This is a genomic window from Halegenticoccus tardaugens (assembly GCF_004116405.1).
GTDB lineage: Archaea > Halobacteriota > Halobacteria > Halobacteriales > Haloferacaceae > Halegenticoccus > Halegenticoccus tardaugens.
This window is the reverse complement of sequence record NZ_SDIC01000010.1, coordinates 99,243-124,599: the sequence shown is the minus strand read 5'-3', so window position 1 is coordinate 124,599 and position 25,357 is coordinate 99,243. Positions and strand designations below refer to the sequence as shown.

Sequence of the window (25,357 nt, the reverse complement as noted above, 5' to 3'; positions counted from 1 at the left end):
GGGAGGAAGCGCTCGACTACTCCGCCGACTTGTCGCCGAAGTTCACCGTCGCGCTCCCGGAGAGACGGAACCGCGTGACGTCCCCCGAGAAGCAGTACGCGTCCTTGCCGCCGTAGACGGAGCCCGACACCGTCGATCCCTCGACGGTGTCGTCCTCGTCGACGGTCGCGCCGTCGGTCTCGGTCTTCTCGACCGAGCCCGAGACGCTGAACTCGTACTGGCTTTCGCCGTTCTCGCCGGTTCCGTCGATGACGACGACGTTCGAGCGTTCGTCGCCCTTGCCGCCGGAGCCGAGCGCGTCAGGGTTGGCTTCCTCGCCGTCCAGGAAGACGGTCGCCGATCCCTGGATGAACCGGAAGTCGGTGAGCTCGCCGGAGATGGCGTAGCTGTCGACGCCGCCGTCGACGGCCCCCTCCGCGGTCGAGCCCTTGATGTTGTCTTCGCTGTCGACCGCACCGCCGGCGTCGCTCGCTTCGAGCTTCCCGTCGACGGTCAGCTCGTAGCTCGCGAGGCCCTGATCGCCCCGGATGCTGAGCACGCTCGACCCGGCCGACTCTGACGAGCCGGTCGACTCCGACGAGCCGGCCGACTTCCCGTTCGATCCGAGCGACGCCGGGTCGGCTTCTTCGCCGTTGACCACAACGGTCGCCGACCCCTCGGTGAACTGGAACCCGGTGATCTCGCCGGAGAAGGCGTAGCTGTCGACGCCGCCGTTGACAGCCCCTTCCGCGGTCGAGCCCTTGATGTTGTCTTCGCTGTTGATCCCGCCGTCAGCCTCGTTGGATTCGAGCTTCCCATCGACGGTCAACTCGTAGCTCGCGAGGCCGTTTGCCCCCCGGATGCTGATGGTATTCGAGAGCTCCGAACCGTCGGAACGTCTTGATCTCGAACCTTCAGCCTCCGAAGGGCTATTCAGATTTCCCGAATCAACGGGTTTGCCGTCGAGTTTCGGAACCGGACAGCTTCCGCTTTCGCTGATGTTCTTCGTGTCGACGTCCGCACTGCTGAAGTTCGTCGCACCTTCGGGCACGTTGATGGTGGAGTCGGCGACCGTGACGCCGCTCGCGCCGCTGATCTGGATACCCTCTCCACTCTCCTGCTGGATGCAGACGTTCCGGATTTCGGAGTCGTCGCGCGAGATGTTGATCGCGGCGCCCGCGTTTTCGCCGCCCGTGATGCTCACGTTCTCGACGACGACCTTCCGCGACGGCGCCTGCGAGTCCTGCGACGGCGCGCGGAACGGCCACTCTTTCGGCGACTTGGCCTGAATCGGATAGACGGCCGAGTGATCCACTTTGATGCGCGTGTTCTTGATGTGCATCTCGCCGCCCTCGGTGCCGTTGACGATCGCACCTTCTGACGAGGGGACGTCGGTCATGACGATGTCGCAGTCTTCCACCGTCATCTTGTGACCTTCTTTCATCCAGATACCGCGGGTATTCTTTTCCTCTTCGGTCTTGCTGGAGTCGTCGCAGACGATCTCCACGCCCTTGACGAGCGAGTTCTCCCCACCGACTCGGACCTGTGCGAGGTTGCTGTTTGCGTATCGCCCTCCGATGACGTTCGTGTCGCCGGGATGGGGGCTGGCGTACAACCCTTCGTCATTCCAGTTCTCCATCTTGCAGTTGATGAAGTTGATCGTCCCGGACGGTTCGACTTCGACGACGTTCTCCCCCGACGGGTAGTCGCCCACGATCGGCGGTCGGACCCACGTCGCTGTCCCCGCGCCGCCAGCGGAGAAGTCAACGTTCTCAAAGGTGAGTACCGTGTCTTCGTTGACGCACTGCACGACCGCACCGTGCGAGTCCTCGCTCATCGACTCTTTCACGCGCCAATTCTTCAGTGTGTTCTCACCTCCTACCGCGTAGAAGATGACTCTCGCGGCTCCTTCGACGTCGAATCCTTCGATATGGACGCCTTCAGCGTCCGAAACTCGGATAATATCTCCCTCAGACTCTGGGAGAAGTGATGCACCTTCGGGCGCGACCATCGCGAAGTTCTTGAGACCGCTCAAGCTGATCTCACCGACTGCGTACTTCCCTTTCGGGAACTTCAACAACGTATTGTCGTTTGCGTTCTCTTGGACAACGTCTTCGATCGAACTGCCACCGGAGTTGTCCGCGCCGGCTTCGACCACGTCCACGACATTGCCGTAGTTCTTCTCGGACACTCCGGACGGCGCGGCGGCCGCGACTCCGGTCGCCCCGGTCGCGAGCGCCGCCGCGGCGGCGCCCGCCATCTGCAGATACGATCGGCGTTCGAGCAGTAATCCCTCATTACCGCTGGAAATCGGCGGTTTATCGTCGTCGTCGTGTACCTCAAGTTCGCGTGCCATGCGTTCGTTAACCTGCGGCTACTACACATAAATCTTTCCAAAATTAAAGCGTTTATTCAACCTAATCTCAATACTTACTGAATATACGTTCAGTGAATCAGAACAGTTTCTTCACAAACTCATATACGTATTCCATTTTTCCGTAGCCGCCGGTAATCCGGCATTACCCGGACGGTTCGGCGGCCGACGCCCCGATTCGTGTTCTTTTCTGTAGTCAATCGGTACATAACAAAGCACCCGACGGGCCGAACAGCGAACGCTCATGACGGATCGGTCTGACGGCATGCGGACGCTTCTCGTCGGACTCGACGCGAGCTGTCTTTCGGTTCTCGAACCGCTGTTCGCGTCCGGGTCGCTGCCGAACTTGGCGTCCGTATTCGACGAGGGGGTTTCCAGAGCGATGGAGTCGCAAGTTCCGCCGTGGACCCCGAGCGCGTGGCCTTCGCTGTACACCGGGGTGAACCCTGGGAAACACGGCGTGTTCGGTTTTCTTCGATTCGAGGGCTACGACTGGGACGTGGTGAACGCGACAGACGTGCGTGCCCGGACACTCTGGGAGTATCTCGACTGCCACGGGCTGACGAGCGTCGTCGTCAACGCGCCGGTGACGCACCCGCCGCCGGAGATAGACGGCGCGGTCGTCCCGGGCTATATGGCCCCGGAGAATCCGACGTGTCACCCGCGCGGCTTGCTCGACGAACTCAAATCGGAACTCGGCGACTATCGCGTGTACGCGCCCCCGCACGACGGCGACGTCGACTCGCGAATCGACGCCTACTGCACGCTCGTCGGGATGCGAGGGCGGGCGTTCCGACATCTCGCGGACGAGTTCAATCCGGACTTCGGCTTCGTCCAGTTCCAGCAGACGGACACCGTCTTCCACGAGTGTCCCGGAAATGACCGCGCGATCGAGGCAGTGTACAAAGCGGTCGACGAGGAGGTCGGTGACATCCTCGACGCTTGCGATCCAGAGACGGTGATCGTCGCGAGCGACCACGGCATGGGAGAGTACCGCGGCGGCGAGATCAGGGTCAATGAAGTCCTGCGGCGAGGGGGGTTCGTCGAGACGAGGCGCGGCGGCGAGGGGATGCCCTCGTGGAACGCGATCGCGACCGAGCGGCTCCAGCGTGACGACGACTCCGACTCCGAGGGAACCGCCTTCCTCGCTCGACTCATGTCCGGGCTCGCGGCGGTCGGCCTGACGAGCCAGCGGGCCGGTGCGATACTCAAATCGATTGGGATCGACGGGTTCGTCCTCAAACACTGCCCGCGAAGCCTCGTCCGGGCGGCCAGCGAACAGGTCGATTTTCCGAACTCGACCGCGTACATGCGCTCTCGCATCGAGCTCGGGGTCCGCATCAACCTCGAAGGGCGCGAGCCCGCGGGCGTCGTTCCACAGTCGGAGTACGAGGAAGTTCGGGGAGCGCTCGTCGATTACCTTCGCGCGCTGACGACGCCCGCGGGCGAACCGGTGTTCGAACGCGTCGAACCTCGCGAAAACCACTTTCACGGCCCATACGCTGAGGAGGCGGTCGATGTGGTCACGATTCCCACCGACTACGACCACTTTCTCACGGCCCAGCTCCGCGGGGACGAGATCTTCCCGGTCCCGCAGGAGCCGTGGAACCACAAGTACGAGGGCGTCATCGCGATGGCCGGCGAGGGCATCGACCCGGATCGGGACCTCGGCGCGCCGACGATCTTCGACGTCGCGCCGACGGTGCTGTCGACGCTCAACTTGCCGTACGACGACGACATGGACGGGGAACCGCTCGGTCCGGTGATGGCGACCGATTCGAAGGAGTACCCCTGCTTCGAAGCTCATCGGACGCGCGAGACCGACGACGCCGCGGTCGAGCAGCGGCTCGCCGAACTCGGCTACCTGGAACGGTGACTATGGCACAAAAGGAGCGACTTTCGCACGAGACGGTCGAGAGGCATGGCATCCGAGTCGGTCCCGCGACCGACGAGCAACTCGAATCGTGGGACAAGAACGTGGAGCGGTCGCCGCACGGAACGGTGTACCACCAGCTCGAAGCGCTGCGCGTCCAGGCGGACCACTCCGGGACGATGCTCCACCCGCTCGTCGGATTCAAGGGGCAGGAATCCGTCGGCATCTTTCCACTCTTTACCCGGTCGAAGGCGCGGGTGAACGCCGCGTTCTCGCCGCCACCGAACCTGTGGGTTTCATACCTCGGCCCCGCGCTGCTCAACTTCGAGGGGCTCAAACAGCGCCGCCAGGAGAAGCGCCACCGCCGGTTCATCGGCGCAGCGCTGGAGTGGCTCGACGACGCGTACGATCCAGCGTACACGAATGTCAGAAGCGCGTGCACGTACACCGATCCCCGCCCGTTCAAGTGGAACGGATTCGAACTCACGCCGCGGTACACCTACCACGTCGACCTGACGCCGACCAGGGAGGAACTGCTCGCGTCCTTTTCGAGCGACGCCCGCCGGAACATCCGAACCGACGAGGACCGCTACGAGATCGAGGAGGTGGGCCCGCGCGGCATCGAGCGCATCATCGCGCAGGTCCGAAATCGTCACGAGGAGCAGGGCGAGTCGTACTCGGTCACGCCGGCGTTCGTCGTCGACCTCTACGAGCGGTTGCCCGACGGACAGGTCCGACCGTACGTCTGCCGCGTCGACGGTGAGTTCGTCGGCGGCATGGTGACGCTTGCGTACGGTGACACGGTCCACCGCTGGCAGGGCGGCGCGAAGACCGACAGCGACGTTCCCGTCAACGACCTGATCGATTGGCGGATCATGACCGACGCGATGGACGCCGGCTACGACTGCTACAACCTTGTCGGCGCGAACAACGAGCGCCTCTGCAGCTACAAGGCGAAGTTCTCGCCCACGGTGGCGCAGTACTACAGCCTCGGCCGTCGCTCGGTCGGGATGCGGATGGTCGCGGAAGTGTACAAGCGGTTCCTCCGGTGATCGCGTCCGTCGGCTATGATTCCGGCCCGCCACGTTCCCCGTTCGCGGCGGCCCTGCCCCGCGTCGGCTCCGCGTCTCTCGGATCCTCGTAGACGACCTCGCCTTCGAGGCCGTACTCGGTCACCCCGGTTATCGCGAGCGCCGCCGCCCCGTCCCAGTCGCCGAGGAGATCGCTGTCCAGACAGAACGGTGGGGATGCGCCCGGGAGAAAGGGCCGCAGCTCCCGCACCTCGTGATCCGTCGAGAGCTTCTCCACCGCTTTGAGGGTGACGGCGCACGCATCTTGTCTCGACCGCACGCCGACGAGGAGGGGGTACCGACCCGTCTCGGCGGCGAGGCCCGTCACCGTCGTCTCCAGCGAGTCGCTCACCGCGATTCCGTCGCGGTCGCGCCCGCGCTGGCGGATCTCCACGTTCCGGAACGCGCTCTCTCCCCGTCCGATGAGTTCGATTGCGGCGCTTCCGGTGGCGTCGCCGACAACCCGCACGTCTTCGAGCGTCACGTCCCACGCCCCCGGCCGGCGCGTGAGGCTAGGCGCATAGAAGTCGCCCGCCTTCGGCCGACGCACCTTGACCCCGTACGTTGGCGCGTCGATCCGAACCGTCGTGTCGCGGACCGTCGTGCGTCCGTGTTCGCCCCCGACGACGATCCCACCGGAACTCGTCGTCCCCGTGAGATCTGTGATCCGGACGTCGCAGTTTTCGACGAGCGTGCCGTCGCCCTCCTTCAGCCAGATACCTCGCATGTTCGCCGTCCCGGGACGGGGGTCGTCCACCCGGACGGTCGCGTCGCGGACAATCGCGCGCGTGTCCGCGTCGCCGCCGCCGACGCGGATCTGCGAGAGGCCGTTGTTCGCGTACTCGCCGCCGACGATCCGGAGCGGCCCGCCGTGCGCGGAGGCGTACAATCCCTGGTTCCCCCAGTCGACGACCCGACAGTCACGGAAGGCGAGCGAACCAGGATTCGACGTCGGGTTGACGAACACGGCGGTTCCGTTCACCGCGCCAGCGGACATATCGACGTTCGAAAGGGACAGGTGCGTCCCCGCTCCGCTCACCTTGAGCGAGAACGCGCGCGTGGTGACCTCGGCGACGTCCTGTCGTCCCGCGACGACTACGTCCCGGACGACGTTCCACCCGCCGTCGCAGACGACCTGCACCCGGCCCGCCGTGCGCGGGGGCGTGTTGTCGAGGGCGAACCCATCGAACCGAAACGAGCTGACGCCGTCGGCGGCGATCCAGAGCCCGACGGTCCCGGGCGGCATCCGGAGGGTCGCGCCGTCGCCGACCATCCCCACGTTCCGGCCGCGCAGCACCCACGGGGCATCGATCAGGTACGCTCCCTCGGAAAAATACAGCAGAGTGTCGTCGTCGACGAGCGCGTTCAGCGTTCGGTTGATCGGCCGCCGACCGGTCGCGTCGACCCCCGCCTCTGCGACGTCGACGACGGCGTCGTAGTCGTCGGCGTGGGGGATCTCTCCCTTCTGCCGACTCCCCGGCAGATCGGACGGATCCGTCGGGCTCGGGGAGCCGCCACAGCCGGCCAGCGCGGCGCTCGCAAGCGCCGCGCCGACCGCTTTCAGGTACGATCTCCTCGTGGACGGCGGCCTTCGACGCTCCGGAGAGCCGTTCGACGTCTCCCCCGACACGGCCCACTGTCGGTCCGTCGACCGGTTTGTTATGCGACTCTTACGGGCCGAAATCTGCCGCTTTCGATCGCCTCGAGGCGTTAACCACCGCATTCCAAAGTCATCCGACCGCCGACTCTTCCACAATGGAGTTTACATTCGAACGGTACGGCGCGCTCCTTGACTCGCTCACGGCCGCCGACCGGTCGTTCACCGGCTACGAGCGCTCGCTCTTGGATGGCGAAGTAATCTTGCGCCACGACGTCGATTGGTCGCCGGAGAAGGCGCGCCGGATGGCGGAGATCGAGGCGGAGCGGGACGTGACCGCGACGTACTTCGTCCTCGTCACGAGTCCCTTCTACAACGTCCACTTCGGCGAGATCCGCGACTGTCTCGCCGAGATCGAATCGCTCGGTCACACCGTCGCGCTCCACTTCAGTACGCACCAGTACTGGGACGGCGAACCCGCCGACGTGGAGCTTCGCCGGCGGATCCGCGAGGAACAGTCCGTGCTCGACACCGTCACCGAGTCGATGGGCAGTGCGATCTCGTTTCACATCCCGCCGAGCTGGACGCTCGACCGCTCGTTCGAGGGCGTCACGAGCGCGTACGAGCCGCGCTTTTTCAGCGAGATCGAGTATCTGGGCGACTCCGGTCAGCGGTGGCGGACCGAACACCCCTTCGCGGACGGGATCCCGTCGCAGGCCCAGATCCTGACGCACCCGGGACTGTGGGGCGAGACGGACGCCTCGTTCGAGACGCGGCTGCGCCAACAGGAAGGCCAGCGCTTCGATGCGACCCGCGAGTTTCTCGCCTCGGAGTTCCTTGAAGAGGGGAGCGCGTGATCCCGGGAAGGCGGCATGTAGCCCCCAGGGAAAGTGGCGCATAACAATAGGACGAGGAGGCGACCACCGGATCGATGAGTGTTTCCCGAGCGAGACAGCGCCCGTCGGACGCGGTCGAACTAACGCTCGCAGGCGCGCTGGCGATCGGTTTCTTCGCGCTCACCGGCGCGATCCTGTTGGCACGCGGTGCACCCGCGACCGGGTACGAACTGTCGATCTACGCCGGCACGCCGATGTTCGTGTGGGTTGGCGTCGGCATCGCGATGGTCGTCGCATTGATCTGCACGTTCCTCTCGCCGCCCGGACCGGTCCGTCGAGCGGCGTTGTTCCTCGGCGGCGGCGGCATCATCACCGTCGTCGCGCTGCCGCTCCTGCGCGGCTACTGGTACGTCGGCGTCGGCGACTCGCTCAGCCACCTCGGATGGGCGCGGTCGGTCGTCGACAACGTCGTCGACCCGGCGAGCCTCTTCTATCCGAGCATTCACACGGCGGCCACCGCCCTCAGCATCGTCACTGGGAGCCCGCTCAACCGAACCTTGCTACTCGTCGTCGTCTGCGCGATCGCGGTCTTCCTCCTTTTGATTCCGCTCGTCGTCCGGGAACTCGCGGGCGACGACCGTGCGTTCGTACTCGCGGCCGTCTCGGCGTGGCTGCTCCTGCCGGTGAACCACGTGGCGGTCCACATGACTCCGCACCCGAGCACGCAGGCAATCTTCGTCTCCGCGGTTCCGATCTTCGCCCTGATCCTGTATCTCAGTCGGGCCGACGCCGCGTCGCGGTCGCTGTTCTCGTCGTACGGCGCGCTGCTTTTCGTCACGGCGGGCGCGCTCGTCCTGTTTCACCCGATGCAGGCGCTGAATCTGTTCATGGTGTTCGGGACCGTCTGGATCGTTCAGATCGTCGCTCGCCTGCGAAACGCCGACTCGACCATCGGCTCGCATCCACCCATGGGCGCACAAACGTTCGCACTCGGATCGTTCCTCGCCGCGTGGATGGTCTCCCGCGAGCGCTTCCAGCGAGCCGTCGTCGGCGTCCTCGCCGACGTCTTCATCCCGGGGGGCGGATCCGGGACGCAGGTCAGCCAGCGGGGCGTCTCGCTCACGGAACTCGGTGGCGGCATTGAGGTACTGTTCTCGAAGCTGTTTCTCGTCGGCGCGCTGTACTTCGCGCTCGCCGCCCTCGCCGTTCTGTGGGCCTGGTTCGGCTCCGCCGACGACTCGACCGAAACCCGCGCGCTGGTCACGTACCTCGGCCTGTCGTTCGTACCGCTATCGGCCCTGTTCGTCGCCTACTACGCCGGCTCACCGACGCTCGCCTTCCGTCAGCTCGGCTTTCTGTCCGTGCTCGCGACGATCCTCGGGGTGATCGGTTTCTGGTGGCTCCTCGGCGGTCTCAGGAGGCTCACCTCCTCCGGCGCGGCGAACACCGTCGCGGTCGTCGTTCTCGTCTGTCTGCTCGCGCTTTCGCTCGTGATCGTCTTCCCCTCGCCGTACATCTACAAGACGACGCAGCACGTCTCCGAGCAGGAGATGGCCGGCTATCAGACCGCCTTCGATCATCGCGCCGGTGACACCGGCTTCGCAGGTGTCTCTGGCGCCGCGGACCGCTACGCCGACGCGACGTACGGCTTCAACTCGGATCGGACGCTGGCCGGTCCGTCGCCGAGCACGGACATCGTCACGCCAGAGAACTTCTCGAACCACTCAGTCGCCTCGCAGTACGACTCGGACCGCTACTTCGTCGTCGCGGAATCTGACGTGCAGCGCGAGGCAACTCTGTACAAGGAGAGGTCCTACTCCGTCTCCGGGTTCCAGTCGCTCGACGAGCAGCGCCGACTGAACAAAGTCCAATCGAACGATGAATTCTCGCTCTACCGGGTCGACGCAGAACGCAACAGGTGACGGCGTAATTTTTCTTTCAGCTGCTTTTCGACGGTTCCGCTCCCAGCATCTGTTCAACGTCGTCGAGGTCGAACAGCCGCCAGTCGTCGCCGACGTCGGCCGCGAGCCCGTCGGTGAACCCGCTCTTCGAAAAGAGAACGAAACGTTCGTCCCGATCCGCCGGTCCCCACCGAACCCGATCCGCTTTGTCCCTGAGATCATCCGCGAGAGAGCGTCCGACCGGTTCGGCCGTCCACTTGCACTCGCCGAACAGGATGCGGTCGTTTTTCGGGGATAGCGCGACTAGGTCTATCTCGTCCTCGCCGTACCACCACCGACCGACCGACGCGTAGCGTTCGACGTCGCCGCTCCGCACGCCGGCCCACACGGCCTCCCGACAGATCGTCTCGAAGGTCGCAGAGACGTGGTTCGGCAGGTCGGGCTCGATGGTGTCCTCGAAAACCCTCGCCGGCGCTTCCGCGATTCCGGAGCGGTTCGGTTCGACGTACCGGAACCAAAAGCGGAGGAACTCGTCCGCGACTTCGTACACCGACCGCTTCGACTTCTTCGCCGAGGCGGTGACGGGGACCTCGCGCCCGACGAGTCGGAGGCGACGGAGCGTCTGGAGGTACTTCGAGAGCGGGCCGGAGTCGACCCCGGTCGCGCCCGCGATCTCGTTCGGCGTGGTGTGGCCGGTCGCGATCGCTTCGAGGATGCTCATGTACCGCGCGGGGTTCCGCAGTTCGGTGCGGAGCAGGAACTCCGGTTCGCTGTAGAGGACGGCAGTCGGCGAGAGCACCCGTTCGAGCACGTTCTCGGCCAGCGTGTCCCCGTAATCGAACAGGGTGAGGTACATCGGCGTCCCGCCGGTGATCGCGTACGATCGGACGGCTTCGGCGACGTCGTACCGGATCACGGCCCGCGCCTCGGCGAACGAGAACGGTTCGAGGTCTATCTGCCCGGTCCGCCGCCCGTACAGGGGGCTTCGGTGGCCCAGGACCTCGGACTCCATGACGCCGACGCTCGACCCGCACAGGACGAGCATCGAGTCGGTTCCGGCGAGGCGCTCGTCCACGAACGCCTGAAGGTACGACAGGATCGACTCGTTCGCGTCGACGAGGTACGGGAACTCGTCGATCGCGATCACGACCCGCCCGGTTTCGACCTTCTCCCCGAGGTACTCGAACGCCTCGTCCCAGCCGCCGATCCGGGGGGTGCGGTCCCCGAAGTGGTTCGCCACCCCCTCGACGAACTTTTCGAGCTGCCGCGTTTCCGACTCCTGGGCGGCGAGGTAGTACACGTGGGGCTCGTCCCGGCAGAATTCCTTGAGCAGCTCCGTCTTTCCGACCCGCCGGCGACCGTACACGACGAAGAAGTCGTGCCCGTCGGCGTCGAACGCCTCCCTGAGGCCCCCGAGCTCCGCCTCCCGATCGTAGAAGGTCATTATCGGGATAACCATTACCCAGATAATGACTTAACGCCTGCGGTGTGCACCCCGGTGCCGCTACCGCTCTCGGACGCCGGAGTCGCGGTCGTTCACCGGCCCGCTAGCTGCTTCGGCTCGCTCGGTTTCGGCGCGTTCTCCCGCCTGACCGCCTCGTTGAGCGCCCTCATCGTCAAAACCTCCACGTCGCCTCGATCCCGCCGCTCGGCGAGCGTTTCGAGGAACGACCCGATCGGGCGCGTGAACTACCCCTCCCTACTCGTGCTCGGGATCTCCAGTTCGTCGCAGCGCGCCAACAACCACTCGAGGGTTCGCGTCTCCTCGTAGCCGTCGCGACTGAGCCGGTCGAGCGTCCCCAGATCGTGGCACCCCCAGCCGAGTTCGATCTCGAGGCTGAGGGTGAGACGGCCGCTCATCGCGAGTCACCTCGCTCGTCGGTGGGCGCGGATCGTCCCGCCATCGTTCAACACGTGTCCTGTTCGCCGAACGAGAGCTGCCAGTTGAACCGCTCCGCGGGGTCGAAGGTGAGATCGTCCGAGAGCGAACGGGCGACGAGGGTCGTCCGACCCGCGACCCGCGACAGCGGAAACGCGTCGTTAGGGTGGAACCCATGTCGTCGCAGCAGGTCGTGCGGGAGCGTCCCGTCCGCCGCCGCGATCAGGTCCGCGTCTGCGTGGTCTTCGACGATCCGAGACAGGAGGTGCGAGAACGCCTCCGCGTGCGCTCGCCGTTTCGGGAGCGGCGCGACGTCGGTTAGCTTCGTCACCGTCGCGCCGTCGTCGCGCCGCGTTCCCGCGACGATCCCCGCGATCGGCGATCCCCCGCGTCTCGCCGTGTACGCGTCGTACTCCCACTCGGGGTTGCCGAACCGCCACCGGTAGTACGTCTCGTCGCGCACCGCGTGAAGCCCCCCCGGCGCGTTCGCTCGGGACAGCTCGGCGAACTCGGAGACGGGAATTCGCGGGTGACGATTGACGGTCAAGCCGCCGCTCGGAGCCGCGGAAAGGCGGTCCCGAGCGCCGAGATAGCCCCGCGCCGCGATCGTCCCGAGTTCCCTCGCGACGCGTCCGACGGCGTCCTCGCGCCCCGCGTCGAGCAACCCCGCCGGGTTCTGAACGCGATAGTACGCGGCCAACTCGCCGACCGTCTCCCACCCGAGCTTCGCGAACGCCCGCTTCGCGTGCTCGTTGGGGAAATTGAAAAACAGCGCCGGGTCGCCCGCCGCGTACCGCTCGATCGCGTGCTCGGTCATGCGCGTCAGGAGCCCGTTTTGTCGGTGGTCGGGGTGGACCATGGCGTCCACCGGCTGGAGCGCGAGGAGACGTTTCCCGCGGTACGCGAGTTCGAGCGCGAAAAACGGGTTCGCCCCGACGATCTCGTCCCCGGCCGCTGCGACGCAGATCGGGACGTGGTCGACGTAGGGGTTGTCGACGTACTTCCACTCGAACCAGTTCGCGCTCGCGTCGCCGAAAACCGCCCCGAACAGCGACAGAAATCCGGCCTCGTCGCCCCGCCGGAACTCCCGTATCCTGTACTCTTCGCTCGTCGATTCCGCGACCCCGTCGGGCGTGCTCGTCTTGCTCATAGGTGTGACCGTCATCCCTCGTTGGATGACTCGATATGCTGAAAGACAGGACGAACGTACTTTGTTAATCTCGCATTGCTAACGAGCTACATCTTAGGAGCGATCGAGCGATAGCATCAGTCGACACCGATCGGACGCCGCGACCGCGACGACCGCCAGCTCTCCTTCGTTCGCGAGGCGGCCCGGCGGCGAAAGCGGCGCATAACAAAGCCGCCGATTCCCCTCGTCTCCGATGACAGCATGCAGTCGACCTCTACTTCCGACCGTGCATTCGTGCTGGGCCTCGACGGCGTCCCGTGGGAGATGCTTCGAGAGTGGGCCGCGGACGGCTCGCTTCCCAATTTCAATCGATTGTTCGGGGAAGGGGCCGCCGGCCCCCTGCGGAGCACGCGACCGGCGTCCACACCACTCGCGTGGCCGTCGATCGCCACGGGCGTGTGGCCCGACAAACACGGCGTCTACGGTTTCCAGCGCCTCACCGCCGACCACCGGCGCGAGATGTACACGGGCGACGACGTGAGCCGACCGTCGCTGTGGGAGATGCTCACCCCGGCGGTGGTGGGCAACGTCCCGATGACCTACCCGGCGACGGAACTCGACGGTACGATGGTGACCGGGATGCTCACGCCGGAGCTCAACGATCGGTTCACGTACCCGCCGTCGCTCCGCGAGACGATCGTCGAGGAGATCCCCGACTATACCGTCGGCCTGTTTTACGAACAGTACCACGATCGGAAGGGGGAGTTTCTGGACGCGCTCGACGCCGTGGTGGAAAAGCGCAGGCGGTTGCTCTCGCTTCTCATGCGCGAGGAGGAGTGGCGGCTGTTCTTCTTCGTGTTCACCGCGCCGGACCGGCTTCAGCACCTCATCTGGGAGAAGTCGCAGCTCCGCGCGCACTACCGGCTGCTTGACACGATCCTCGGCGACGTGATGCGGTACGTGGAGGAGCACGGGGCGACGCTGTACGTCGTCTCCGACCACGGGTTCGGCCCGATCGAAAAGCATGCCAGCGCGAACACGCTCCTCGAAGAGCACGGCTTTCTCGTCCGCAAATCCGCCGCCACCGGCGGCGCGCGGAGCGTCCTCGGCCGCGTCGGACTGACGAAAGCGCGGTTCGAACGCGTGCTCGGTCGATTCGACCTCGACCTCGACGCAGTGGCAAAGCGGCTCCCGCGCTCGGTCGTCGACTCGGTTGCGGAGCACGTTCCCGGCAACCACGCGCTCTATGACGTCAACTTCTCGCAGACCGCGGCATTCGTTCACGGCGAGGGGCTGGTGTACGTAAACGACGTCGAACGATTCGAAAACGGCGCGGTCGATCCCGATCGGATTCCGGCACTCAAGAAACGCCTCACGCGGCTGTTCGAAGAGTACACGGACCCCGAGACGGGCGACCAGGTGTTCGAGGTGGTCGACGGGTCCGAGGCGTACCCGACCGACGAGCGCGCGCCGGACCTCGTCGTCGAACCGACGCCTGGGTACGAGATCAAGGGAGCCCTGACCGATCGCGTCTGCGTCCCATCGGCGGTCCTAGAGGCGTCTCACCGCCCCGATGGGATCTTCCTCGCGTGGGGGCCCGACGTCGCCGCGGGCGTCGAAGTGGAAGGGGCGACCGTCGTCGACGTGGCGCCGACGTTGTTGCACGCGGCGGGCGAGCCGATCCCCGAGGACGCGGACGGCCGCGTCCTGACCGAGATGTTCGACCCGAACTCGGCGCTGGCGTCGGCCGAGATCAGATCGACCGCCTACCGACAGTCCGCGGGCGACGACTCGACCGAGGACGACTTCAACGGCGTCGAAGATCGACTCCGCGGACTCGGCTACATGGAATGATCCAGTCCGCCGCCACGACGGACGCGCTCGTCGTGGGAGTTGCACTGGATTCTGAGCGCACTGGTCGGCGCGGTGATCGCTGATGTACGTCCACCACTCGCCGCACTTTAACCCGGCGTGGCTCGGTTCGCGGGACGTCGGTATCCCCGAGTGGTTGGCGGACGGTCGCTGGATCCCGTCGGGCGACTTTGGTTTGTACACGCACGCGCGAACGGGACTGGCTGCGGCGCTCTCTCGCCACGGTGTCGACGGCGGAACCGCGCTGGTGCCGGCGTACACGCCCCCCTCGGTCGTCGGCGTGCTCGACCGCGAGTTCGACTTGCAGGTCGAGTACTTCCCCGTGCGGGAGGATCTGACGGTACCGACCGGCGACGTCGTCGATCTGATCCGCGACCGCGAGCCGGACGTGGTGCAGCTCATCCACTACCTCGGCTTCGAGACGAACGGTCTCGACGAACTCGCCGCGGAAGCCGAGGCGGTCGACGCCGTCTTCGTCGAAGATTGCGCCCGGGGGCTGTTCAGCCGCCGCGAGGACGGGACGCCGCTGGGGTCGGTCGGCGACGTCGCCATGTTCAGCCTCCGGAAGACGCTCCCGGTGCCGAACGGCGGGCTCGTCGTCGCGCCGGGTACGAGGCTTCCCTCGCCCGACGACGAGGCGCGCGAAGGACGCGCGCTCGCCCGATCGTTTGCTGTCGCGGCGCACGAGCGGCTCAGTTCGGCGATACCGTCGATCCCGCGTCTCAGGTTCGTGGAGGAATCGATGCGGCGCTCGACCGCGTTGCGACGGTTGACAGACGGTCCGCTCTTGAGCGCCGGAGCCGGCGTGTTCGCCGGAGATGGCGCGCCGGGGACCGCACACGATCACCGCGTCCCCCCGCGTCGTCCCGGTTGGGTGTCGCGGATCGGACTCGTCCGTTCCCGACCGGCGGAGATAGCCGCGGCCCGGCGGGAGCGCTACCGCAACCTCCGCGCACGTCTCGACGCGCTCTCTGGGCTCGCCGTCGTCACCCCGCCGGTCGCGGACGGCGGCTGTCCGTACGGGGTCGGCGTCCGCCCCGTCGACGGGGTCTCCGCGCCCGCCCTCTGGGCCGCGCTGCGCGATCGCGGTCTGCCCGCCGAAATGCTCGGCTGGGCGCTCGGAGCCGACGTTCCGCAACCGGCGGATCCGGGCGCGACCGCGCTCCGACAGTCGCTCGTCGTGCTGCCGACACACCAGCAGCTTCCGTTTCCCGCCCTCCCTCGAATGGTCGAAGCGGTGCAGGAGACGCTCCGCGGAAGGGGCTGAATAACAATACCGACGCGCGTCGACTCCGACGACACGAATGCCTGGAATCGTTGGAAGCGCACCGGACGGCGGCGACGTGCGCGCGCTGTCGGAGTCGCTGACGCACGAATCGTGGTACGAGTGCGATCGGGTGTCGACCGGAGATGCCGCCCTCGGCGTGATCCACCACGGCGAGAAGGACGCGTCGAGCGACCTGTGGTACGAGGGGGACGGCATCGCCGGCGTCCTCCACGGAGTCGTTTCGAAGGCACCGCCGTCGACGTCAAACCCCGGCGAGTTCTTCCGAGCGGTGCTCGATCGCCCGACCGAAACGTTGGCCGCGACGGACGGGCTGTTCACCCTCGCTTGCGCCGACGCGGACGATCGGCTTGTGCTCTCGACTGACAAACTCGGGAGCCGCCCATGTTACTACCGCGAGAGCAACGACTTCCTGTTCGCCTCTGAAGTGTCGGCGCTCGCGCCCACGCTGGACGACCCGACGCTGGACCTGCAGGCGATTTCCGATATGGTCCTCTTCGGGCACACGTGGGGCGAGAGCACGCTGCTCGACGGGGTGTCTGAACTTCGCCCCGCGCGGGTGCTGACGCACGCGGACGGCGAGACGACCGTCGATCGGTACTGGCGACCGAGCTTCGGCAGGAGCGTCGATGTCGACTACCCGCGAACGCTGCTGCGGGAGTACCGCGCGTCCGTGCGCGACGTCGTCGGCACCGTCGAGGGGACGACCGGCGTCTGGCTCTCAGGTGGGCTCGATAGCCGGATGATGGCCTCCGCCCTTCGCGAGGAGCTCGACGCGTTCCACACCATGACGTACGAGATCCCCGATGAGGACGAGTCGGAGCCGGCGCGCCGCGTCGCGGCGGCTCTCGGGGTGGAGAACGACCGCATCGAACTCGGGCCGCCGGACGCCTTCGCAGACGTGCTTGACCGGGCGATCCGGCTGACGGATGGGATGGTCGCCTGGTCGTACCTCATCAACACGACTCACATGCTCGACGGGCGGCTGGCCGCCGCCGCAGACGTGGTGTTCGAGGCTGCCCCGCAGGAACTCTACTTTGGCGACGACATCTGGGACTACCAGCGCCAGCTCGTTCGGAACGGATCGCTCACCGACGCGCTCGCTAGCCGCTACGCCGTCGTGGATCCGAGGGATGCGGCGGCGCTCGTCGACGGGGACGTCGATCCGGTCGACTCGCTCCGTCAAGAGGTGACGGCGAACGATCACCCAGACGCGGAGTCTGTCTTCCGGGACGTCGTCTGGCACCGGGCCGCGTACGGCCACTTCCGGAGCAGCCGCGTCCCGCGGAGTCAGGTCGGAACCCGGGTGCCCTTCGCCGCCAGCGACTTCCTGAACGTCGCCGCGGACCGTCCCCCGCGGTACCACAAGCGGACGGTGCCGCACACCGGCGGCCGCGTCTCCATCGCCACGACGAGCCTGAAGCTCGAACTGACGCGGATGATGAACCACGGCCTCGACGAGATCCCGTACCAGCGGACGGGCCTCGCGCCCTCTGCGCCGCAGTGGCTCCACACCGTCGGGCTGGCGAAAAAGCGCCTGCGAAAGCGCCTGCGCGGCCCAAAGCTGTACGCCCACTGGTACCGGACGGACCCGACGCTCCGATCGTACCTCGACGACCTGCTCGACTCGGCGGCGTCGCGGCCGCACTTCGACGCCGACGCGATCGCGGCGCTTCGCTCTGCGCACCTCGACGGCAAGGACAACCACATCAAACCGATCGCCGCGATCACGTCGGTCGAGCGGTGGACGCAGGAACACCTCGACAGATCGGGAAGGCCGATCACGAACGGCAAGGTACCTACACGATCATGAACGGCAAGGCACTCATCTCACGGCTCGCAACGATCCTGAACATGGACGCCCGGCTGACGCCGTCGGGGACGGCGTCACGCCGGTCGACCGACGGCGGAACGGAGCAGTCACCGGTCCGCGACGTCTGTCTCCTCCTCGGGAGCCGGTGGGTGCCGATGCAGTTCCACCGAGCGCTCGTCGAGATGGTCGTCGAGACGGAGGCCGAACTCGTCTCGATCGTCCTCGCGGGCGAGGACGACGCGCCGCCGACGGACGGCCCGTCCGGTCGCGGGCCGCTCGCGTGGCTCCACGCCCGCCGCGACCCCGACATCGAGCGCGTCGACGTCCTCGCGCAGCCGTACGCGCCGACGACGGTCGTCCGAACGTCGACTATCCCCGACGGACCGGGCGTCGAACTCCCGGACGACGTCGTCGACGGGGTCGTCTTGGAGGCCGACGTCGCTGTTCAGTACGGGATGGGTCTTCTCGCGGGTCGGGTCCTCGACGCGCCCGACCGCGGCATACTCAGCTTTCACCACGGAGACGTCCGCGAGTACCGGGGGATCGGGTTCGGCTTCTGGGAGTTCCTCAACGGCGAGTCCGAGGGTGGCGTCACGCTCCAAATCCTCTCAGAGGAGATCGACGCCGGCGAGATTGTCGCGATCCGTCGAACCGATTTCGAGGGCGTCATGAGCCTCGGAGAGCTCAGGCGACGACTGTTGGAGACGTCGATTCCGCTCCTGGCAATCGGAATCCGCCGGCTCAACGATCCGGAGTTCTCCCCCCGAGCGTTCTCCGAGGACGAACTCGGCGACCTGTACTACGCGTCCGACGTGACGACGCCTGTGAAAGTGGGGTACGTCTATACCGAGGTAGTCAACGCGCTTCAGGCGCTCTCTTCCGACGGCGGAGGGACGAGCGCGCGGGCGGATCCCCGGACGGACCGCCGGACGGGTCCCGCAAGGTGACGGGCGGGACGCAACGCGCGCATAACAATGGGCGTGGGAAGCCACCTCGACGGTATGCCTGAGCTTCGAGCCGCTCACGTGGCGTGGTTCCTCGGACGGACGCTCGCCGGACGGAGCGGATCCGACGTGTGGCTCACGGGCGTCGACGCCCTCGACGAGGCGACCCGGACCGACCTCGCCTTCTCGGTTTCGGACGATCCGGCACGAATCGAGGCGTCAGACGCGGGTCTCGTCATCTGCCCGGAGACGACACCGACGATCTCCGACCGGCCGCTCGTCCGGACGGCGGATCCGAAACTCGCGTTCGTGAAGGTCGCGCGGGAGTTCTTCGTCGAGCCGGTCGAGGAGACATCGATCCACCCCACCGCCGTCGTCGAGGAGGGCGCGGCGATCGGCAACCGCTGCGTGATCGGCGCGCACGTCTTCGTCGGCGACGCCGTCAGAATCGGCGACGACTGTCGGATCCACGCGGGGACCGTTCTCGGCGAGGCGGGGTTCGGCTTCGCCCGCGACGAGCGCGACCGGCCGCTCCGACAGATCCACGACGGCGCGGTCGTCATCGAAGACGGGGTTGAGATCGGGGCGAACTGCGCTGTCGACCGCGCGGTGTTCGGCGAGACGGTCGTCGGCGCGGGGTCCGTCCTCAGCGGCGGGGTACACGTCGCCCACCAGGTGAAAATCGGCCGGAATGTCTCGATGGCCTACGGGGCCGGCGTCTCGGGGAGCACGATGATCGGCGACGGCGTCATCGTCCACCCGCACGTCTCCGTCGCCGGCCACCTCTCGGTCGGCGACGGCGCGGAGCTCGGGATCGGCTCGACGGTCCTCGACAACGTGCCGCCGGAGACGACCGTCGTCGGCACGCCCGCCCGCCCGATCACTGAACTGCGCTGAGCGTTCCGTCGTCTTTCCTTCGTTCTTCGTTCTTCGTTCCGTTTTTGTCGCCCCTCAGTACGCGGTTTCGCCCGTCGCGAGCGCGACGACGGTGTGCAGCCGCGCGAGCTCGGCGTCGCTGTACGACGACTCGCGCTCGAGGACGGACTCGACGCCGCGGGGGTTCAGCCCGCTGTCGCCGTCGGCGGCGAGGAGCGCCCGAACGGGCTCGGGGTCGCGAAGCTCCTCGCGCCGGCCCTTCTGCTTTCGCCGCACCTGTGACACGACGAGGCGCTTCAGCGACGGGAACCGCGTCAGCTCGTCGTAGAGTCGGTGTTTCACCCGGTACTCCAGAGAGGAGAGCGACGCGCCGAAGTTCGCGTACTCGACGTCGGCGATCTCGGGCGACAGCATCGAGAGGAACTCGCGGTACAGCCCCCGGCGCTGTTTTTGCTCCGGCGGGCAGTTCATCGCGTACTCGAACACCGGCCACGCGTAGAACGGCGAGAGGCTGGGGAAGTAGTAGCGGTTCCTGTCCTCGCCGTGGGTGAGCCAGTTCATCCCGCGCTCGCGGATCAGAAAGTGGACGTGTTTCGCGTCATGGTCGCTCTCGGGGTACGAGCGGACGCGCTCGCGGACCGATCCGAGCAGGCGTTGAGTGTCGATCCCGGCGATGCGAGCCGCCTCCTCCGGCGGGAAGATCGAGTTCGTCTCGACGAGGTGGTGGGCGAGCGTCCCGTCCGTGCCGACTGGCCGCCCCGCTGTGAGGTCGGCCAACACCTTATCACCGCCATCGCCGGTCAGGTACGTGAGCGACCCATGGTCCGCCTGGAGGCGTTCGAAGAACTCGAGGATGAACGCCATTTCGAGGTAGTTCGTCCCTTGCTTCATGTCGAGAAGCTGTGAGCGGACTCGCGCCGAGTCGGACACCTGATACAGCGTCCACGGAATCCCGAGCTTCGCCGCAACCTCCTCCGCGATCTCGGCGTCGTCGCTCATTTCGTCGGCGAAAGCCGACTCGTCACTGCCCATCTCGCCGGCGATTGCCGGCGTGGAACTCACCTCACCGGTGTTCACCGGCTCGGGGTTACTCACCCGCTGGAAGGTTGCGGCGACCGCCGGGAGGTCCGTGCGCGCGAACCCCGCCGCGACCGCGCGCGAGTCGAGTCCGCCGCTCAGCGAGACGACGTTCTGCCCCGCGACGTTCGAGCGTCGGCGACACGCATCGAGAAAGCGGGACGCGAGCGCCTCCGCGTTCTCCGCGGACGATCTGTCCGCGTGCTCGTGCCCCTCGAAGTCGTGTCGATAGACACGGTCAACCTCGATGCCGTCCTCGACGTCGATCCGCGCGCCCGGCGGGAGCTGTTCGACCCCTTCGAACGGCGTTCGCGTACCGAGCGTGTACCCGAAGAGGAGCTGCTGGGCGACCGCGAGGCGGTCGAGCGAAACGGGATCGCCCAGCGCGTCGACCATCCGACGGACGAACTTCAGCTCACGGGAGACGACCGTCGTCCCGTCGATCGTGACGCTGTACGTCGGAAACCTGCCCAGCACGTCCGTGAGGACGGTCACCTCGCCGGCATCGTGATCGGCGACCGCGAGGAGGAACTCCTTGTCGCCCTCCCTGAGCCACGATCGCAGTTTCTCCGTGTCGCCCGCGCGGAGCCACCGGACGACGCTCCGGACCTCCCGCTCCGGATCCGCGGTGTCGTGTACGTACCCTTCGAGCACCGCCGTCCACCCCTCACCCTCGACGGCCCGCACCGGGTACGCGTCGTACCCCGTGTGCGCGACCATCGTTCCCGCGTCGCGAACGTGTTCGTCGACGCGGTATCCGTCGAGGAACGTGACGGCGTCGAGCGCGTCGTCGATCGTACCCGTCGCAACGTCGTCGCCCCCGCGGACGATACTCAAGCCTGGCATAGGGACCGCTTTGCTACCTGGTAGTAAAGTTAATCAGCTCGTTCAGCCACGCTCTCCTGACTTTTCGAGCGCGCGTTCAGCCGCGCCTACCGGACAGTTTGCTCTGGCTACTGAATCGAAATCGGGACATAACAATGCGTGAATGGGTCAAAGCGGAGAATGCGGTCGACGTGGAAGGGTCGCTCAGCGGCAGAGCACCATCATCTTCCGATGGGGGCCGAGAGGCTTCGCGTGGTTCGAATCCCGCCCCTTCCGTTCTGTTTTTCCCGCCTTCGCGTTTTGCAAAGTGAACTACCCGCCCTCAGCGAGGCCGCAAGGCCGAGCAGGGCGGGGGCTTGCTGTTTGCAAGACGTGCTTTGCAGGAACCGAATCGGGTCCCACAGCGAGCGTCGTCTCCGCAAGTGTGCGAAAATCGCTCTGCAATTTTCGCAGCCCCTCAGAATCGCACCGTGATTCTGAGGACGTTGGTTCGGGGTGAACCACCTCTATTTCGGTGATAGTCTCCCACGACTATAGTCGTGGGCTTGCTCATTCCACGACAGGACTGTCACCACAACAGGCGGCAACGCGGTCCCAGTCTCCAGAGGCGTTCGGGTCGGGTCGGGTCGGTTCTACCCATCCCTCCCGTCCCATGTGACTGTCTGGCATAGAACCTAACAATGTCGGATTCATCCCACGACGACAGTCGTGGGCTTTCTCCTCGAACCTCTGTAAAGACTCAATTCCGCGCGAGGGCCCGTTCGTACACGGCGCAGATGCGGTCCGCCATCCCGTCGACGCTCAGCTCGCGCGCCACGTCGCGCCCGTCGGACCGGCCGTTTCGTCGGAGTATCGTCGCGAGGTTCGAGATCAGCTCGTCGTCGCTCCGGCAGACTGCCGTCCCGTCGACGCCCGCCAGCCGCTCTCGGACATCGCCGACGTCAGTCGAAACGATCGGAACGTCGCACGCCAGCGCCTCCTTCACCACGTTGGGCGATCCCTCGCTCTTTGAAGTCAAAAGCAGGCTGTCCGAAGCGTTCAGGTAGACGGGCATCCGCGCGTGCGGAAGGCCGCTTATCGTGTGTAGCTCAACCTGTTCTTCGAGTTTGCGGTCGACCGCATCGACGACGCGCTCGGCCCGCGGGTAATCCTTGACAGGGCGTTCCGTGTCGTATGGGAAGAGCACGTGGTACGCGTCGTCGTCCCAGCCGACCTCCGCGCGGGCCTCCTCGCGGGGGATCGGTCGAAACAGCTCCAGATCGACGCCGTGGGGGATGACGGTGCACTCGCGGTCGAGTTCGTCGCGCATTTTCTCGGACATCACGATCACGTCATCGAAAAAGCGCGCGCAGGCCTTGCTCAGCGTGCCGTACCGCCCGTGGAGGTCCGACCCCCAGAGCGTGAGCACGATCGGGCGAGTCGGCTGGGCGAGCGCCATCGGCGCGGTCAGGCCGTAGTTGGCGTGGACGATGTCGTACGGTCCGCCGGCCCGACCGAGCACCTTCGGAAAGAAGCGAAGGTAGTCGGACGGCGAGCGGGTTGCGCCGTCCAGGTGCGAGCCCGGGACAGACAGCGTGGTGCAGGTGACGCCGCGCGACTCTAGGGCGCGGACCTGTAGCTTGTAAAAACGTGCCTCCGCGTTCGTGGTGAGGTTGAGAACGTGCATGATCACGGCCGCGCGTGCGAGCGGTGTCGGCGGTTTGTTGGCGAGCGGTCTTTGTTATCCTCCCCCTGAAATCGACTCTCGTCCGGCGATCACGGCCGCCGCCGGTGTCGCTCTCCGCGCCGGTCGTCGCCGCCGCTCGCACCGGCACGCCGCGCGTCCGTCAGGTAGCGACGGCATAACAAAGGCCGGCTGTCCGGAACCCTCGGATGGAATGCGGTACCTGATATTCACGAACACGCCGGCGCACGTCCACGTCTACAAGAACGTCGTGCGGGAACTCGAAAACCGCGGCCACACCGTCCACGTCCTCGCCCGCGATTACACCTGCACGGTGCCGCTGCTCGAGTATTATGACCTCCCTCACGGGCTGTACGGTCGACACGACGCGGCGGCGTACTCGCGGCTGGATTTCGGCCGCGAGCTCGCCTGGCACCTCGTCAAGGTCCCCGTCGAGGCCCGCAGCTTCGACCCCGACGTCGTATTCGGCTGCGGGGCCTACGCGGCCTACGCGGGGACCGCCACCGGCGCGCGGACGATCCTCCTCCGCGACTCCGCGCCCGGCAAGCTGCTCCCGACACTGTCGAGCAAGTTCGCCGACCTTGTGTTGACGCCGGACGTGTACGGGCTAGATCTCGGGCCGAACCACTACACGTTCGCGGGGCTAAAAGAGTGCGCGTACCTCCACCCTGACGTGTTTGATCCGGATCCCACGGTCAGAGAGCACCTCGGAGTCGGGCCGGACGAGCGGTACGTGATACTTCGGTTCAACGCCTTCGACGCAGTGCACGACGCCGGCAAAGCGGGCTTTTCGCCCGAACAGCGCGGCGCGCTCATCGAGCGACTGAGCGAGCACGCACGGGTGTTCGTCTCCGACGAGGGCGGTAGAATGCGCTTCGACGGCCTGCCCGCGGAACCGTACGACCTCCCGCCGGCGCTCATCCACGACGCGCTGGCGGAGGCGTCGCTTCTCGTCGCCGACACGGGCACGATGGTCACGGAGGCATCGCTCGTCGGGACGCCCGCGATCAGGTCGAGCGCCTTCATCGACCAAGAGTTTGGCGAATTCACCGAGCTCGAACGCTGGGGGCTCATCGAAAATATTACCGACTTCGACGCCGTCGTCGAGCGATCCGAGGAACTCCTCGGCGACGACGAAGCGCACGAGCGCTGGGCCGAAAAGCGAGCGGCGTACATGGACGATCGGCTCAATCTCACGGATCTCCTCGTCGACGTCGCCACCGACCCGTCCGCGGTCGATCGACTGGAAAACGTCACGAAGCGCACGCCGACGAAGCCGGCCCCGCTCTGATCATGTACCGGGGCGCAACCGTCGGGGCGGTCATCCCCGCGTACAACGAGGAGGGGTTCATCGGCGAGGTCATAGACACGCTCCCGTCGTTCGTCGACCGGGCGTACGTGGTCGACGACGGCTCGACTGACGGCACGTGGCAGGAGATCCAGCGACACGCGGAGCGCGCGAACGAGGAGTGGCAGGCCGGCGCCGCCCGCCCGGACGGCGGCACCACCTTCGACAGGCGCGTTGTCCCGATCCGCCACCCGCGAAACCGGGGCGTCGGCGGCGCAATCACGACGGGCTACCGACGTGCGCTGGCCGACGGCGTCGAGGTCACGACGGTCATAAGCGGCGACGGACAGACGGAGCCGGACATCGTCGAGCGCATCATCACTCCCGTCTGCGACGGCCGCGCCGAGTACGCGAAGGGCAATCGGCTCCGGGGCCGCGACCGGGACGCGATGCCGCCGTTTCGTCAGTTCGGCAACTTCGTCCTGTCGCTCCTGACGAAGATCGCGAGCGGCTACTGGAAGGTTGCCGATCCGCAGAACGGCTCGACGGCGATCTCGCGGGAGGCGCTCGCGGAGATCGACCTCGACTCGCTCTACGAGGACTACGGCTTCGCGAACGACCTCCTCGTCCGACTCAACGTGCACGGGATGCGCGTCGCGGACGTCTCCCGGCGGGCGGTGTACAAGAACGAGACGAGCCACATCCGCTACAAGACGTTCGTTCCGCGGCTCTCGAAGCTCCTCCTCCGCGACTTCCTCTGGCGGCTCCGCGCGAAGTACCTGACCGACGACTTCCACCCACTTCCGTTCTTCTACTACGCCGGCGCGTTCGCGGCGTCGGTCGGACTGACGTCGCTGTTCCGGCGGATCGTCCGCCGCGACGGCGACGCGGTCGTGTCGCTCACGCTGTTTCTCTTCGGATGGCTCTTCATGCTCCTCGCGATGGTGTTCGATCTGAAGGAGAACGAGGACCTGCAGGTGCTCGTCTACGACCTCCCCGACCGCGACTGAGCGCGCGGTTCGTTACGGTCCCGAACGTTCGGAAGGGACGACTCG

The 25,357-nt window shown here is 66.4% G+C and carries 18 protein-coding genes and 1 tRNA gene; 12 read left to right on the top strand and 7 right to left on the bottom strand.

Annotated features, from left to right (window positions below; genetic code table 11):
• Positions 1 to 16: 16 nt before the first annotated feature.
• Complete coding sequence (locus C3L37_RS21965; protein WP_129116686.1) at positions 17 to 2,335, bottom strand: right-handed parallel beta-helix repeat-containing protein; 2,319 nt, start codon at positions 2,333 to 2,335, stop codon at positions 17 to 19.
• 262 nt (positions 2,336 to 2,597) lie between these two features.
• Here C3L37_RS21965 and C3L37_RS21960 point away from each other — a divergent pair, with 262 nt between their 5' ends.
• Positions 2,598 to 4,229 (top strand): alkaline phosphatase family protein, encoded by a 1,632-nt coding sequence (locus C3L37_RS21960; protein ID WP_129116685.1) that lies wholly within the window; start codon positions 2,598 to 2,600, stop codon positions 4,227 to 4,229.
• 2 nt (positions 4,230 to 4,231) lie between these two features.
• The gene (locus C3L37_RS21955; RefSeq protein WP_129116684.1) at positions 4,232 to 5,278 is read left to right on the top strand and encodes a lipid II:glycine glycyltransferase FemX; all 1,047 of its coding nucleotides are present in this window, start codon (positions 4,232 to 4,234) and stop codon (positions 5,276 to 5,278) included.
• Positions 5,279 to 5,291: 13 nt separating this feature from the next.
• Here C3L37_RS21955 and C3L37_RS21950 read toward each other — a convergent pair whose 3' ends face one another.
• Positions 5,292 to 6,926, bottom strand: coding sequence for a right-handed parallel beta-helix repeat-containing protein (locus tag C3L37_RS21950; RefSeq protein WP_129116683.1), 1,635 nt, complete (start codon positions 6,924 to 6,926; stop codon positions 5,292 to 5,294).
• A gap of 125 nt (positions 6,927 to 7,051) precedes the next feature.
• Here C3L37_RS21950 and C3L37_RS21945 point away from each other — a divergent pair, with 125 nt between their 5' ends.
• The gene (locus C3L37_RS21945; protein ID WP_129116682.1) at positions 7,052 to 7,750 is read left to right on the top strand and encodes a hypothetical protein; all 699 of its coding nucleotides are present in this window, start codon (positions 7,052 to 7,054) and stop codon (positions 7,748 to 7,750) included.
• A 74-nt stretch (positions 7,751 to 7,824) separates the two neighbouring features.
• Complete coding sequence (locus tag C3L37_RS21940) at positions 7,825 to 9,651, top strand: hypothetical protein (protein WP_129116681.1); 1,827 nt, start codon at positions 7,825 to 7,827, stop codon at positions 9,649 to 9,651.
• A gap of 16 nt (positions 9,652 to 9,667) precedes the next feature.
• On the opposite strand, the gene C3L37_RS21935 is transcribed toward C3L37_RS21940, so the two are convergent.
• From C3L37_RS21935 to C3L37_RS21930, 3 genes are all read right to left on the bottom strand, one after another.
• Positions 9,668 to 11,074, bottom strand: coding sequence for an ATP-binding protein (locus tag C3L37_RS21935; protein ID WP_129116680.1), 1,407 nt, complete (start codon positions 11,072 to 11,074; stop codon positions 9,668 to 9,670).
• Positions 11,075 to 11,319: 245 nt separating this feature from the next.
• Positions 11,320 to 11,490 carry a hypothetical protein gene (locus C3L37_RS24590; protein ID WP_164974842.1) on the bottom strand — a complete coding sequence of 57 codons (171 nt, stop codon included), beginning with the start codon at positions 11,488 to 11,490 and terminating at the stop codon, positions 11,320 to 11,322.
• A 47-nt stretch (positions 11,491 to 11,537) separates the two neighbouring features.
• Entirely contained in the window at positions 11,538 to 12,659 is a 1,122-nt protein-coding gene (locus C3L37_RS21930; RefSeq protein WP_164974841.1) for a GNAT family N-acetyltransferase, read from the bottom strand.
• 240 nt (positions 12,660 to 12,899) lie between these two features.
• Here C3L37_RS21930 and C3L37_RS21925 point away from each other — a divergent pair, with 240 nt between their 5' ends.
• The 5 genes from C3L37_RS21925 (at position 12,900) to C3L37_RS25600 (ending at position 19,449) form a co-directional block, all read left to right on the top strand.
• Positions 12,900 to 14,492, top strand: a complete 1,593-nt coding sequence (locus C3L37_RS21925; protein WP_129116678.1) for an alkaline phosphatase family protein — start codon at positions 12,900 to 12,902, stop codon at positions 14,490 to 14,492.
• Positions 14,493 to 14,574: 82 nt separating this feature from the next.
• The gene (locus C3L37_RS21920; RefSeq protein WP_129116677.1) at positions 14,575 to 15,777 is read left to right on the top strand and encodes a DegT/DnrJ/EryC1/StrS family aminotransferase; all 1,203 of its coding nucleotides are present in this window, start codon (positions 14,575 to 14,577) and stop codon (positions 15,775 to 15,777) included.
• 37 nt (positions 15,778 to 15,814) lie between these two features.
• Positions 15,815 to 17,608, top strand: a complete 1,794-nt coding sequence (locus C3L37_RS21915) for an asparagine synthase-related protein (protein ID WP_129116676.1) — start codon at positions 15,815 to 15,817, stop codon at positions 17,606 to 17,608.
• Complete coding sequence (locus C3L37_RS21910) at positions 17,605 to 18,555, top strand: formyltransferase family protein (protein WP_129116675.1); 951 nt, start codon at positions 17,605 to 17,607, stop codon at positions 18,553 to 18,555. The genes C3L37_RS21915 and C3L37_RS21910 overlap by 4 nt, the downstream gene beginning before the upstream one ends.
• Before the next feature lie 54 nt (positions 18,556 to 18,609).
• Positions 18,610 to 19,449, top strand: coding sequence for an LpxD N-terminal domain-containing protein (locus C3L37_RS25600; RefSeq protein ID WP_164974840.1), 840 nt, complete (start codon positions 18,610 to 18,612; stop codon positions 19,447 to 19,449).
• 54 nt (positions 19,450 to 19,503) lie between these two features.
• Here the strand turns inward: C3L37_RS25600 and C3L37_RS21900 are convergent, their stop codons facing one another.
• A complete protein-coding gene (locus C3L37_RS21900; protein ID WP_129116673.1) occupies positions 19,504 to 21,351 on the bottom strand; it encodes an asparagine synthase-related protein in 1,848 nt (615 codons plus the stop codon).
• Positions 21,352 to 21,523: 172 nt separating this feature from the next.
• Between C3L37_RS21900 and C3L37_RS21895 the strand changes: the two genes are divergently transcribed.
• Positions 21,524 to 21,606, top strand: a tRNA-OTHER gene (locus C3L37_RS21895).
• Positions 21,607 to 22,069: 463 nt separating this feature from the next.
• On the opposite strand, the gene C3L37_RS21890 is transcribed toward C3L37_RS21895, so the two are convergent.
• Positions 22,070 to 22,996 carry a glycosyltransferase gene (locus C3L37_RS21890; protein ID WP_129116672.1) on the bottom strand — a complete coding sequence of 309 codons (927 nt, stop codon included), beginning with the start codon at positions 22,994 to 22,996 and terminating at the stop codon, positions 22,070 to 22,072.
• 211 nt (positions 22,997 to 23,207) lie between these two features.
• Here C3L37_RS21890 and C3L37_RS21885 point away from each other — a divergent pair, with 211 nt between their 5' ends.
• Together C3L37_RS21885 and C3L37_RS21880 are read left to right on the top strand one after the other, a co-directional pair.
• A complete protein-coding gene (locus C3L37_RS21885) occupies positions 23,208 to 24,305 on the top strand; it encodes a hypothetical protein (RefSeq protein ID WP_129116671.1) in 1,098 nt (365 codons plus the stop codon).
• Between the two features lie 2 nt (positions 24,306 to 24,307).
• Complete coding sequence (locus C3L37_RS21880) at positions 24,308 to 25,312, top strand: glycosyltransferase family 2 protein (protein WP_129116670.1); 1,005 nt, start codon at positions 24,308 to 24,310, stop codon at positions 25,310 to 25,312.
• Positions 25,313 to 25,357: the final 45 nt, after the last annotated feature.